We start from the raw sequence: 11,812 nt of genomic DNA, 5'->3' as shown, positions 1-11,812 counted from the left end.
GTACGAACAGCGGCGTCAGCGCCTCAGCCCGCCGCCGCACCTTCACCGCACCGCCACGCCGCACCACAGCCCCAGCACTCCGCACCACCGCCACCGCCACCGCCACCGCCACCGCCACCGCAGCGCGCCACCCTCACCGCACCCCCGCCCGCCCCGCCGCGTCGAAGTCCCGCAGCGCCTTCGCCAACCGCTCCGACTGCATCCCCGCCGCGAGGGAGCGGGCCAGCGCCGCGGTGCGGGCCGCCTCCCGCTGGTCGCCGAGCTGCCGGTGGGTCTCGGCGAGGCGCACCATCAGCAGCGCCTTGGAACGTGCCCGCCCCGGCCCGAGCCCGGCCACGGCTTCGGCGAGCAGCCCCTTCGCCATCCGGTGCTGGCCGAGCGCGAGCCGCGCCTCGCCGACCATCCCGGCGAGGGAGGCGCGGGCCTCGTCGGTGCCTGGCACGCGGTCCAGTTCGGCGAAGGCCCGGGCGGCGGCGGCCTCGGCCCGCTGGGCCTCGTCCCGGCGGCCGTGGGCGCGCGCGAGCCGGCCGAGCTGGCGGGCCCGCCCGGTGGGGCCGAGCGCGGCACCGTGGACCTCCAGGGCGGTTTCGAGGGCGGAGACGGCGTCCAGGCCGCGCCCGCCCGGACCCTGGGTGGCGAGCACCACCAGGGCGCCGAGCACGGCGACCCCGAGCCGGGGGTCGCCACTGACGTGGGCGGCGCGCAGCGCGGCGACGAAGGCGCGCTGGGCGGCCGCGTCGTGGCCGAGGTCGTACGCGGCCCAGCCGGCCAGCCGGGCGAGGCTGCTGGCCGTGCCGTACAGCTCCCGGCCGAGCCGCTCGTCGTACGCGCCGAGTTCCAACAGCTTGGCCAGCATGGCGAGTTCGGCCCGAGTGGGGCCGAGGACGAGGCCGCCGCCACAGGAGCGTTCGAGCCGTTGCTTGCTGCGGTAGGAGAGGCCGAGTTCGCCGACGAGGCCGGGCTCGACGCGCAGGGCGCCTTCGCCGCCCGCGACGGGCGGGGGCGGGGAGGCGAGCCGGGCGGCGGCCTGGTCGAGGTCGGCGTTGCGGAACAGGTCGGTGAGGCGGACGGGCCCGGCGTCGGTGGCGGCCTCGCGCAGCGCGGTCTGGGCGGTGTCGGCGGTCCACGGGTCGGTGAGCAGCCGGGGCGAGAGGATCTTGGCTCCGCGGTGGCCGCCCATGCGGCCCCAGAGCTGTTCGTAGGTGACGGCGATGCCGAGGGTGCGGCTGAGCACTTCGCAGACCGCCTGGTCGTGCGGGCTGCGGGGCACCATGCCGCGGTCGCGCCACTTGTAGGGGGCGGTGGAGCTGATGGCCAGGCCGGGCGGCAGGGCGAGGCTCACCTCGCGGGCGAGCCGTTCCGGACTCCAGCCGAGCTGGTGGAGTATCCGGGCCAGTTCCTCGTTCCGCCTTCGCTCCAGATCGGCCATGGCACGACGGTAGCGGGATTCCTGTCCCTGCCGCCGGTCGCACGGGCGAAACGGCGAAGAGCCGCCCCCCGTTTCCGGGAGGCGGCTCTCGACTGCTGTGGAGCTATGGGGAATTGAACCCCAGACCTCTTGCATGCCATGCAAGCGCTCTACCAACTGAGCTATAGCCCCTTGACCTGCGATGTCACCGGGGTTTCGGTCGTTTCCTTCCGGTTTCCCTCGGCGACATCGACTACTTTACACGGTCCGGGGCGTGGTCCAGAAATCCGTTTCCCGAGCTCCTCTACGAGGCCCGAGACGAGGCCCCGAGGCGAGCCCCGCAGCAAGCTCCGCAACGAGGCCCGCGCCGGACCCCCGCCGCCCCTACCGCGCCGCCCGCCGGCTGCGCACGGCGAAGCCCGCGGCGGCCGCCCCCGCGACGGCGTCGACCGCCAGGGTGATCAGCAGCGCGTGCCCCGACTCGGCGGCCGGCGCCGGCAGGTCGACCTGCCCGAGGAAGACCGAGCCGAGCACCGCGACCCCGATCACCTGCCCGAGCTGGATGACCGTCACCATCACTCCGCTGGCGTCGGCCGCGTCCTCGGGCGCCACCCCCGCGAGGGCCCGGGCGAACAGCGGTGAGTACGCGCAGCCGGCGGCCAGGCCGAGCAGGGCCATCTCCACCAGCTCCCCGGCACCGATCTCGGCGCCGCCGCCGAGGAGCACCCCGAGCAGCAGGTAGCCGCCGCCGACCAGGACCGCGGCGAGCGCCGGCATGGCACCGTGCAGCCGTCCGGGCAGCCGGTGCCAGTGCATGCTGGACAGGCCGAAGCCGATCGCGACGGGCGCCGAGCAGAGCCCGGCCTTGAGCGCGCTGTGGCCGAGCCCGGCCTGCTGGTGCAGGGCGAAGGCGAACATGAAGCCCGCGAAGGCCGCCATGATCGAGAACAGTCCGGCCGCCGCCGGCCGCAGCCCGGGCGCGCGCAGCACCCGGCCGGAGATCAGCGGCTGTCCGCCGCGGCGGGCGATCCGGCGCTCGACCAGCACGAACAGGCCGAACATCAGCACGCTGCCGGCGATCATCGCCCAGCCCCAGGCGGGCCAGCCGAGTTCGTGGCCGAGGACGAGCGGCACCACCAGCAGGCCGAGTGCCGTGCCCAGCGCCACCAGGCCGGGGATGTCGAAGCCGCGCGAGGCGTCGCCGGGCAGTCGGGGCAGCAGTCGGGCGCCGGCCGCCAGCAGCAGCACCCCGATCGGCACGTTGACCAGGAACACCGGCCGCCAGCCGCTGCCGAACAGGTCGGCGCTGACCAGCACGCCGCCGAGCACCTGGCCGAGCGCCATGCCCCCGGCCAGCACCGCCGCGTAGAGGCCGAGCGCACGGGTGCGGGCGGTGCCGGTGAAGGTGCGCTGCATCAGGCTCATCACCTGGGGCACCATCAGCGCGGAGCCGGCGCCCTGGAGCAGCCGGAAGGCGATCAGCCACCCGGTGGACGGGGCGAGGCCGCAGGCCAGCGAGGTGGCGGTGAACGCGGCGAGGCCGAGTTGGAAGAGCCGGCCGTAGCCGTAGCGGGCGCCGAGGCGGGCGCCGGTGATGAGCAGGACGGCGTAGGCGATGGTGTAGCCGGCGATGATCAGTTGCAGGGCGGCCCCGGAGGCGCCCAGGTCGGTGCGGATGGTGGGCACGGCGACGTTGACGATGGAGACGTCGAGCACGGCCATGAACTGCCCGCACAGGACGAGCGCGAGGAGCAGCCCGGGCCGTACGGCCGGGGGCCCGGTGGTGCCTGCGGCCGCGCCGGGCCGGATCTGAAGGTCCGTCATGGGTACCAGCGTGGGGCCGTACCGGTACTGGTGGTTAGAGCCTGCGGATCCTGGTACTGGCAGCACCTGTATCGCCCGGCGGGCCTGCGGCACGATGGTGGGCATGACCGTCCTGGAGGAACTGCCGACCGGCGCGACCGGGCGTGACCGCCGCCGTACCGAGCTGGCCCGTTTCCTGAAGGCCTGCCGGGCGCGGGTGACCCCGGAGGACGTCGGGCTGGTGCCGGGGCTGCGGCGCCGTACGCCGGGGCTGCGGCGCGAGGAGGTCGCGCAGCTCGCCGGGGTGGGGGTGACCTGGTACACGTGGCTGGAGCAGGGACGCCCGATCAACGCGAGCGAGCAGGTGCTGCTGGCGGTGGCACGGGCGCTGCGGCTGGACGGCACCGAGCGCGAGCACCTGTTCCGGCTGGCCGGGATGGCGCCCTCGCGGTTCCCGCAGCCGGCTCCGCCGGAGCTGAGCCCGTCGATCCAGGTGATCCTGGACTCGCTGGCCCCGCTGCCGGCGGCGGTCTCCAACACCCGTTTCGACGTGTTGAGTTTCAACGGGCCGTACCGTTCGCTGTTCGGCACCGAGCGGATGCGGCCGTCCCACGGGGCGTTCTTCAACAGCCTGTGGTGCATGTTGGTGGCGCCGCCGTGCTGCAATCCGTGCGGCAACCGGGAGGAGTCCCTGCCGCGGATGGTGGCGGTGCTGCGCGCGGCCTACGGCAAACACGTGGGCGAGCCGGCCTGGGAGGAGCACGTGCAGCGGCTGTCGGCGCGCAGCGAGGAGTTCCGGGAGCTGTGGGCGCGCCAGGAGGTCGCGCCGCCGGAGACCTGGCTGCGGGTCTTCCGCCACCCGGAGGTCGGGTTGCTGCGGCTGAACGCCACCTATCTGACGATGCCCGGTGTGCAGGAGTGCTACATCGTGGTCTACGTGCCGGCGAGTGCGCAGGACCGGGAGCGGGTCGAGCGGCTGGGGTCGCTGCCGCCGGGCGGCTGGACGCACACCTGCGAGCAGTGAGCGCCCGAGCGAGCACCCCGGGCCGGGATGCCCGAAGGCCGGGGCACCCTGGCCCCGGGGCGCCCGAAGGCCGGGGCAGCCCGGCCCCGAAATGCCGGGAGGCCGCCACCCGTTGGGTGACGACCTCCCGAACTACTGTGGAGCTATGGGGAATTGAACCCCAGACCTCTTGCATGCCATGCAAGCGCTCTACCAACTGAGCTATAGCCCCGCGACACAGGCGACCCTGGCTGACCACGACCGCCGATGCGGAGTGGAGCTATGGGGAATTGAACCCCAGACCTCTTGCATGCCATGCAAGCGCTCTACCAACTGAGCTATAGCCCCGCACACACCGGATCTCCCGCTTCCCTTCCGGGCCGCGTTCCTTCCCTGCGAACGAGGAAGACTCTAGCTGGTCAGGGCCGGAACTGCGAAATCCGCTCCCGCAGCGCCCCCTCCGGGCCCCGCAGCGCCCCCCTCAGGGGCCCTGCGGTGTGGCCGCTCCGAGGCCCCCGGGGCCGCCCTCGGCCGAAGCCGTCAGCCGTCAGCCGGCAGGTGTCAGGTGTCGTCGCCGATGACCGGCTGCGGGAGCGTGCCCGCGTTGTGCTCCAGCAGGCGCCAGCCGCGCGCCCCCCGGCCGAGCACCGACCAGCAGCAGTTGGACAGCCCGCCGAAGCACTCCCACTGGACCGGCTCCAGGTCGAGCAGCCGTCCGAGCATGGTGCGGATCGTCCCGCCGTGGCTGACCACGACCAGGGTGCCGTCCTCCGGCAGCTTGGCCGCGGCCTCCAGCACCACCGGGACGGAGCGGTCGGCGACCTCGGTGGCGAGCTCCCCGCCACCGCCGCGGCGCACCGGCTCGCCGGCCGCCCAGGCCGCGTACTCCTCCGGGTAGCGCTCGCGGATCTCGGCGTTGGTCAGGCCCTGCCAGGAGCCCGCGTAGGTCTCCCGCAGGCCCTCGTGGTGGGTCACGTCGAGTCCGGTGACCGCGGCCAGTTCCTGGGCGGTGCGGCGGGCGCGCTTGAGGTCCGAGGAGATCAGCAGGTCGGGGCGGAGCCCGGAGAGCAGCCGGGCCGCCCGCTGGGCCTGCAGGACGCCCTGCCCGGTCAGCTCGATGTCCGTGGTGCCCTGGAACCGCGATTCGAGGTTCCAGGACGTCTGGCCGTGCCGCCAGAAGACAATGCGCGGGCCTCGCGCGCCGCGGCTCAGTGCAGGTCCTCGGGCTTGCCGAAGTCGTCGGCGGGGGCGACGGCGTTGCCGGCCTCGTCGGTGTGGGCGTCGGGGCGGTTGCGCGAGGCCAGGGCGTCCTCGGGGATGGGCAGCTCGGGGCAGTCCTTCCAGAGCCGGTCCAGCGAGTAGAAGGAGCGCTCCTCGGAGTGCTGGACGTGCACGACGATGTCGAGGTAGTCGAGCAGGATCCAGCGGCCCTCGCGCTCGCCCTCGCGGCGCACCGGCTTGATGTCCAGCTGCTCGCGCAGCTGGTCCTCGATCTCCTCGGCGATCGCGCGGACCTGGCGGTCGTTGTTCGCGGAGGCGATCAGGAAGGCGTCGGTGATCGACAGCACCTCGCTGACGTCGAACGCGATGATGTTGTGGGCCAGCTTGTCGGCCGCCGCCTGGGCGGCGACGGTGATGAGCTGCTGGCTGTGGTCGGTGACGGTCACGGTGTTCTTCCGGCTCGGCGGCGTTGGGGCGGCGCCCCGGCGCGGGGCCGGGGTCGCCTTCCAGGATCTCACGCCGCCCGGGCGGGCCCGGAACCGATTTCCGGGCCCCCGGGCCGCCGTACCGCCTCGCTCAGGGCCGCCGCGCCGCCTCGGGACGGACCCGACGGACCGCCCGGGGACGACCCGGCCGCCGCCCTACTGGTTCTTCGGCGGCTGGTAGTCCTTGCCGAGCACGACCAGCAGGTCCGCGTTCTGGGTGTCGCCGGTCACCTTCTTCACCGCCGTGTCCGGCAGGCCGAGGCTGGTCGCCAGCGACTTCGCCGCGCCCTGGCGGGCGTCGTCGGTGTAGCGGATCTCACTGGTGGCCTGCGCCGCGCTCTTGGCGCCGCCCGGGATGAAGGTCAGGCCCGAGTTGACGATCTGGACCTGCGCGGCGGCGGCCGCCGCGTCGTTGCCGCTGGCGTCCTGCAGTGCGACCCGGGCCGGGGCGTCCGCGGCGGTCGCGGACTTCACGGTCCCGCCCAGCACGTCCTTGACCTGCTTGCCCGCGGTCGCCTCGTCCAGGCTGCCGTCCGGCTTGACGGTCAGCGCGGTGGTGCCGAAGTGGCCGTCCTTCGCCTGCTGGGCGAGCTGGGCGAGCACTCCGGCGAGGGCGTCCTCGGGCAGGGAGGGGTCGAGCACCGCGTTCATCCGGTGCACGTCGTCCTTGGCGTCCTTGAACTCGGTCGGCATGGTGCGCACGACCGCTTCCATGACCTGCCCGAACCGGGCCAGCTGGGCGTCCCGGCCCTCCCCGGCGTTCTGCAGCGTCGCGTAGGCGACCGCGGCCTTTCCGCTGAGCATGGTGTTCTTCCCGGCCACGGAGAGCAGCTTGCCGTCCGGCTTGCCGCCCTCGTGGGTCTCGGCGTTGGTGTCCACCCGGACGCCGCCGAGCTGGGAGACCAGCAGTTCCAGGTACGGGGTGTCCAGCCGCCAGGTGCCGGCCACCTGGGCGCCGAGCACGGTGGAGAGGCCGTCGCGGGTCGCCGAGGCGCCGATGGTGTCCATGGCCTGGCCGACGGTGGTGACCGGCGGGTCGGCGGGGCCGGGCAGCCGCAGATTGTCGGGCAGCAGCAGCACGGTGCCCTTCTTGCCGGAGGCGTCGTCGACCAGCAGCGCGCTGGACACCTTGCCCTGCAGGTCGCGCAGGTGGACGACGTTGACCTGGCGCCCGCCGGCCGCGGCGGCCGCGGTCGGCTTGTCGCCGGTGAACCACAGGTAGCCGCCGACGCTGCCCGCCGCCAGCGCCACCACCACACCGAGGCCGATCAGCCGGTTGCGCAGCTTGCGGCGGCGCTCGGCGCGCACCTCGCTGCGGGACTCGGCGAACTTCAGCCAGTCGATGACGTCCTCGGTCTCCTCCGCCTCCTCCTCGGCGAAGGCGAACTCGCCCGTGGTGTAGCCGTCCCTGGACGCCTTGCTCCCGGCCTTGCCGGAGCGCGCCCCGGCGACCTGCTCGGACGGCGCCTCGGGCTTGGCCGGCGCCGCCGCGGCGGGCCGGGGCACCCGCGGGCGCGGCGGCACAGCGGCCGGAGCGGGGGCGGCGGGTGCGGGTGCGGGTTCCGGCTCGGCGACGACCGGCTCCGCCGGAGCGGCCTGGGCGGGCTGGTAGGGCTGCTGCTGGTAGCCGTCGTAGCCGTACGACGGCTCCTGGTACCCGTAGCCGCCCTGCTCCTGGTACCCCTGCACGGGCCGGCCGGGCTGCACGGGCTGCCCGTACTGGTCGTACTCGCCGTAGTGCTGCTGCTGGTGCTGGGGGAACTGCCCCGGCTCCTGGTACCCCTGGTAGGCCTGCTGCTGGTACGGCTGCTGCTCCTGGTAGCCCCCGTACGAGCCCTGGCCGTACACCGGCTGCCCGTACTGGTCGTACTGGTCGTACCGCTCCTGCTGCTCGTACGACCCCTGCTGCCCCTGCTGCCCCTGCTGCTCGTACGGCCCGTGCTGTCCGTGCTGCTCGTACGGCTGCCCCGGCTGCTGCCGGTAGCCCTGGTACGGCTGCTGGTACTGCCCGGTGGACCACTCCTCCGGCTGCTGCTGCCCGCCGCTGCGCTCGCTCACGCGCCCACCCGCTCCCGGTTCAGGTCCCGCGCGGCGCGTACAGCGCCCGCTTGTCGATGTAACGGACGACGCCGTCCGGGACGAGGTACCAGACCGGCTCGCCCTTGGCGACCCGGTTGCGGCAGTCCGTGGAGGAGATGGCCAGCGCCGGGACCTCCACCAGGGAAACCCCGCCCACTGGCAGACCGGCGTCCGACAGGATGTGGCCGGGGCGGGTGCAACCGATGAAGTGGGCCAGCGAGAAGAGCTCGTCGGAGTCGCGCCAGGACAGGATCTGGGCGAGCGCGTCGGCGCCGGTGATGAAGAAGAGGTCGGCGTCCGGGTGCAGGGCGTGCAGGTCGCGCAGGGTGTCGACGGTGTACGTCGGGCCCTCGCGGTCGATGTCGATCCGGCTGACCGAGAACTGCGGGTTCTCGGCGGTGGCGATGACCGTCATCAGGTAGCGGTCCTCGGCCGGGGTGACCTGGCGGTCGCTCTTCTGCCACGGCTGTCCGGTCGGGACGAAGATCACCTCGTCCAGGTGGAACGCGCTCGCCACCTCACTGGCGGCGACCAGGTGGCCGTGGTGGATCGGGTCGAAGGTGCCGCCCATCACGCCGAGGCGCTTCTTCACCGGTTCCGGTCCGCCGGGATTCCCGGCCTGCTTTCCCATGCCGCCACACCTTACGCGACGCCCGTTACGGTGCGGGAACGCCCGTGTGGGGGTTGCCCGCAGATGCGTGAGGGAGCGGCCGGCCCGATGGCCGGACGCTCCCCTGGCGGTCCGTGGAGCAGGCTCAGCGGTCCCGGTTGAAGCGGGTGGTGATGAAGAGCAGGAGCAGCAGGATGAACAGCGCGGCGCCACCCGTCAGGGCCGGGTTCAGGCTGTCGTGGTTGCCCCCCTCGCCCTCGGCGAGCAGGTTCAGAACGGGGAGTGCGGCGGCAGTGTTCATGGTCGGCGGGACCTTCTCGGCTCGGTGAACGGACCTGGGGGTTGTTCCGGGCCGGTGAGGGCCCACCCGTCATCGTACGGGGGGTCACCCGGCAACCGCTCGGCGGCCCACCGCCGCTGACCGGGCGTGAGCCCGTGCCGTCGGGGGCGGTCGAAAACGGGTCCGGTCCCGTTCTGGTCCCGGTCCTGCCGGTTCCCGTCTAGTTGCCGCGGAAGGCGCGGGCCATGATCCAGACCAGCAGGCCGACGCCCACGAAGGACGCGACGATGATGATCCGCAGGAACAGGCCCGGGCCGGCCTCGTCGGAAATGGGCGAGGCCAGGCTGACAAGCGCGTCGGTGGACATTGCGGGGGCTCCTCGAACTGCTCGGTACCGCGGCCGGATCCGGCCTCGGTCGTCCAGGTCATTCAGGGTAGACCGGCCTCACACGGGCGCCGCCCACCGGGGCTGTGACTCGCCCGCTCACCTCCGCGGCGCTCTGCCCCGGCGCTCCGCCCCGGCGCCGACGGCCGGGGCCGGGGCCGTTCGTACGCCGGGCCCGGGGACGAGTGCGCAACCGCGGACGTTGCACAGACAGTCGTTGCAGGCGAAGAGCAGCGGGGGGCCGGCCGGCGCGCCGGGACCGCCGTCGACCAGGAGGTAACCCAGACCATGACCGACACGACCGCGAAGACCCCGAGCCGCCGCCGCGAGCGCTTCCCCGGCATCTCCACCCGGGCCTGGGAGCACCCGGCCGACCGTTCGGCCCTGGTCGCCCTGCGGAAGCTGTCCGGCTTCGACGAGATCCTGAAGAAGCTCGCCGGGCTGGTCTCCGAGCGCGCAATACGGCTGATGTTCCTGGCCACCGCCGTGAAGACCTCCGAGCGCCAGTTCCCCGAGCTGTACGACATGGTGCGCGACGCCGCGTACACCCTCGACCTGCAGCAGGTCCCGGACCTGTACGTGACCCAGGACCCGTCGGTCAACGCGTTCACCATCGGCATCGACACCCCGATCATCGTGGTCACCAGCGGCCTGGTCGAGCTGCTCGACGAGGAGGAGCTGCGCTCGGTCATCGGCCACGAGGTGGGCCACGCGATGTCCGGCCACGCGGTCTACCGGACGATGCTGATGATCCTCACCAACATCGCCACCCGGATCGCCTGGGTGCCGCTGGGCAACCTGGCGATCACGGCCGTCATCACCGCGCTCAAGGAGTGGTTCCGCAAGGCGGAGCTGTCCAGCGACCGGGCCGGCCTGCTCGCCGGGCAGGACCTGCAGGCGTCCATGCGGGCCCTGATGAAGCTGGCCGGCGGGCACAACCTGGCCGAGATGAACGTGGACGCCTTCCTGGAGCAGGCCGAGGAGTACGAGAAGGCCGGCGACCTGCGCGACGGCGTCCTCAAGCTGCTGCAGCTGCTGCCGCAGACCCACCCCTTCGCGGTGGTCCGGGTCGCCCAGCTGAAGAAGTGGGCGGAGAGCGACGAGTACCGCTCGATCCTGGCCGGTGCCTACCCGCGCCGCGAGGACGACCGGGAGGCCTCGGTCGGCGAGCAGTGGAAGGCCGCCGCTGACCACTACGCGACCTCGGTGAAGGAGAGCAAGGACCCGCTGATGGGCCTGCTGCGGGACGTCGCCGGCGGCGCCGCGACCGTCGGCGGCAAGCTCCGCGACACCTTCGCCGGGGCCGGACGCGGCGGCTCGAACGACCGCGACGCCGACTGAGCCGGCCCGCCCGAGCCGCACGACGGCCGGTGACCCACCCGGGTCACCGGCCGTCCGCGCCTAAGGCCGTCCGCGCGTCCGCCCGCACACCTGCGCCCGCGCCTGCGTCCGCCGCCCCTCAGCTCCCCGCCAGCACTCCGCACACCTGCCAGGCCGGCCGGGCGTGGTTGCCGGGGTCGACCGCCGTCGGCGGCGCGACCGCCGTGCCCTGGGCGCCGGCCAGCACCGGCTGCAGGAAGCCCGCCATCGAGGTGCCGCAGGGTGCCGGCCCGGCCTCCAGCACCGAGTCCACCAGCCGCAGCTGCGCCGAGGCCAGGTCGACCCGGTCGAACTGGAAGGTCAGCTGCCGCCGCACGGTCTCCAGGGTGACCGGTGCTCCGGCCGGGGCGCCGGCCGGCTTGAGCGCGTAGACGAAGGTGTGGTCGGTGGTGATCTGCAGCGTCCCGCTGTCCGCCTCGTCGATCCGCATCGCGCCGGCCACCTTCACGGTGTTCGAGGCCAGCGCGACCTGCGCCGGGTCGAAGCGCACCACCCAGCCGGTCACCGCGTGGTGCCGGTCGTCCAGCGGTTGGGCCACGCTCGCGTCGAACCCGGCCTGCTCACCGGGTGTGACGAAGGTCCGTACGTCCGCGGTGGCGCCCTGGACCAGGGCGGCCGGGGCCAGCGAGGAGGCGACCAGGTAGCGCTGGACGGTGTCGAGCGCCTTGGTCACCTCGACCCGGCTGAAGTGCTCGGTGGCGGCCCCGGTCGGGGTGTTCAGCCCGAGCGTGCCGTCCCCGTACCCGGCCGGCAGCGCGGCGAAGGGGTTGGCCGGGTCGGCGACCGGGTGGACGGTCGAAGCCGGGCTCAACGCGACCAGGCTGACGGTCAGTTGGCTGCCCTCGGGGCGGGCCGGGACGCCCCTCGGCGAGCTGACCCCGAAGTACACGGCGGCGCCGAAGGCGAGCAGGATGAGCAGCAGCAGGGCGAGTGCCTGGCGCGGGACGGAGCCCAGCGGGCCGAGCCGCACGCGCTGCCGGGTGGCCTTGCCGAAGGAGCCGGCCAGCCGCTCCCGGGCGGACAGCTCCTGGATCCGGGCAGCCCGGACGAACGATTCGTCGAAGACGACGGACCGGAATTCGTCCTCGTTGCCGGAACCGCCCTCGGGCGTACCCTCAGGAGGTTCTCGCGGGTCACCCATACCACCAAGGGTAGGCG

The 11,812-nt window shown here is 73.6% G+C and carries 11 protein-coding genes and 3 tRNA genes; 2 read left to right on the top strand and 12 right to left on the bottom strand.

What is annotated here, in order from left to right:
- Nucleotides 1–133: 133 nt before the first annotated feature.
- The 3 genes from BX285_RS12065 to BX285_RS12055 form a co-directional block, all read right to left on the bottom strand.
- The gene (locus BX285_RS12065; protein ID WP_121175112.1) at nt 134–1,429 is read right to left on the bottom strand and encodes a hypothetical protein; all 1,296 of its coding nucleotides are present in this window, start codon (nt 1,427–1,429) and stop codon (nt 134–136) included.
- Between the two features lie 98 nt (nt 1,430–1,527).
- Nucleotides 1,528–1,600, bottom strand: a tRNA-Ala gene (locus BX285_RS12060).
- Between the two features lie 192 nt (nt 1,601–1,792).
- Nucleotides 1,793–3,232, bottom strand: a complete 1,440-nt coding sequence (locus BX285_RS12055; RefSeq protein WP_121175111.1) for an MFS transporter — start codon at nt 3,230–3,232, stop codon at nt 1,793–1,795.
- A gap of 103 nt (nt 3,233–3,335) precedes the next feature.
- On the opposite strand from BX285_RS12055, the gene BX285_RS12050 reads away from it, so the two are divergent.
- Nucleotides 3,336–4,235 (top strand): helix-turn-helix transcriptional regulator, encoded by a 900-nt coding sequence (locus BX285_RS12050; RefSeq protein WP_097237949.1) that lies wholly within the window; start codon nt 3,336–3,338, stop codon nt 4,233–4,235.
- Nucleotides 4,236–4,373: 138 nt separating this feature from the next.
- Here the strand turns inward: BX285_RS12050 and BX285_RS12045 are convergent.
- From BX285_RS12045 to BX285_RS37260, 8 genes are all read right to left on the bottom strand, one after another.
- Nucleotides 4,374–4,446: transfer RNA gene (locus tag BX285_RS12045), tRNA-Ala, on the bottom strand.
- Nucleotides 4,447–4,489: 43 nt separating this feature from the next.
- Nucleotides 4,490–4,562, bottom strand: a tRNA-Ala gene (locus tag BX285_RS12040).
- Between the two features lie 213 nt (nt 4,563–4,775).
- Entirely contained in the window at nt 4,776–5,426 is a 651-nt protein-coding gene (locus BX285_RS12035) for a histidine phosphatase family protein (protein WP_121175110.1), read from the bottom strand.
- Entirely contained in the window at nt 5,423–5,881 is a 459-nt protein-coding gene (rsfS, locus tag BX285_RS12030) for a ribosome silencing factor (RefSeq protein WP_121175109.1), read from the bottom strand. Before rsfS ends, BX285_RS12035 begins: the two co-directional genes overlap by 4 nt.
- A 195-nt stretch (nt 5,882–6,076) precedes the next feature.
- The gene (locus BX285_RS12025; protein WP_121175108.1) at nt 6,077–7,978 is read right to left on the bottom strand and encodes an LCP family protein; all 1,902 of its coding nucleotides are present in this window, start codon (nt 7,976–7,978) and stop codon (nt 6,077–6,079) included.
- Nucleotides 7,979–7,997: 19 nt separating this feature from the next.
- Nucleotides 7,998–8,630, bottom strand: coding sequence for a nicotinate-nucleotide adenylyltransferase (nadD, locus tag BX285_RS12020; RefSeq protein WP_179852882.1), 633 nt, complete (start codon nt 8,628–8,630; stop codon nt 7,998–8,000).
- 124 nt (nt 8,631–8,754) lie between these two features.
- Complete coding sequence (locus tag BX285_RS37265; protein WP_179852881.1) at nt 8,755–8,910, bottom strand: hypothetical protein; 156 nt, start codon at nt 8,908–8,910, stop codon at nt 8,755–8,757.
- 199 nt (nt 8,911–9,109) lie between these two features.
- Nucleotides 9,110–9,256: a hypothetical protein gene (locus BX285_RS37260; RefSeq protein ID WP_179852880.1), complete on the bottom strand. Its 147-nt coding sequence runs from the start codon at nt 9,254–9,256 to the stop codon at nt 9,110–9,112.
- 306 nt (nt 9,257–9,562) lie between these two features.
- Here BX285_RS37260 and BX285_RS12015 point away from each other — a divergent pair, with 306 nt between their 5' ends.
- On the top strand, nt 9,563–10,615 hold the full coding sequence (locus BX285_RS12015) for a M48 family metallopeptidase (protein WP_097237945.1): 1,053 nt from the start codon (nt 9,563–9,565) through the stop codon (nt 10,613–10,615).
- Nucleotides 10,616–10,733: 118 nt separating this feature from the next.
- On the opposite strand, the gene BX285_RS39200 is transcribed toward BX285_RS12015, so the two are convergent.
- Entirely contained in the window at nt 10,734–11,795 is a 1,062-nt protein-coding gene (locus BX285_RS39200; protein WP_121175107.1) for a hypothetical protein, read from the bottom strand.
- Nucleotides 11,796–11,812 lie beyond the last annotated feature (17 nt).

The organism is Streptomyces sp. 1114.5 (assembly GCF_003635085.1).
Lineage (GTDB): Bacteria > Actinomycetota > Actinomycetes > Streptomycetales > Streptomycetaceae > Kitasatospora.
Note: the sequence above shows the minus strand (reverse complement) of the source record. Positions and strands in the feature narration are given on the sequence as shown.

Excerpts from the sequence above, each read along its gene's own strand:
- BX285_RS12065 (WP_121175112.1), bottom strand. The coding sequence starts at position 1,429 with ATGGCCGATCTGGAGCGAAGGCGGAACGAGGAACTGGCCCGGATACTC.
- BX285_RS12015 (WP_097237945.1), top strand. The coding sequence starts at position 9,563 with ATGACCGACACGACCGCGAAGACCCCGAGCCGCCGCCGCGAGCGCTTC.
- BX285_RS12050 (WP_097237949.1), top strand. The coding sequence starts at position 3,336 with ATGACCGTCCTGGAGGAACTGCCGACCGGCGCGACCGGGCGTGACCGC.
- BX285_RS37265 (WP_179852881.1), bottom strand. The coding sequence starts at position 8,910 with ATGAACACTGCCGCCGCACTCCCCGTTCTGAACCTGCTCGCCGAGGGC.
- BX285_RS39200 (WP_121175107.1), bottom strand. The coding sequence starts at position 11,795 with ATGGGTGACCCGCGAGAACCTCCTGAGGGTACGCCCGAGGGCGGTTCC.
- BX285_RS12055 (WP_121175111.1), bottom strand. The coding sequence starts at position 3,232 with ATGACGGACCTTCAGATCCGGCCCGGCGCGGCCGCAGGCACCACCGGG.
- BX285_RS37260 (WP_179852880.1), bottom strand. The coding sequence starts at position 9,256 with ATGTCCACCGACGCGCTTGTCAGCCTGGCCTCGCCCATTTCCGACGAG.
- nadD (WP_179852882.1), bottom strand. The coding sequence starts at position 8,630 with ATGGGAAAGCAGGCCGGGAATCCCGGCGGACCGGAACCGGTGAAGAAG.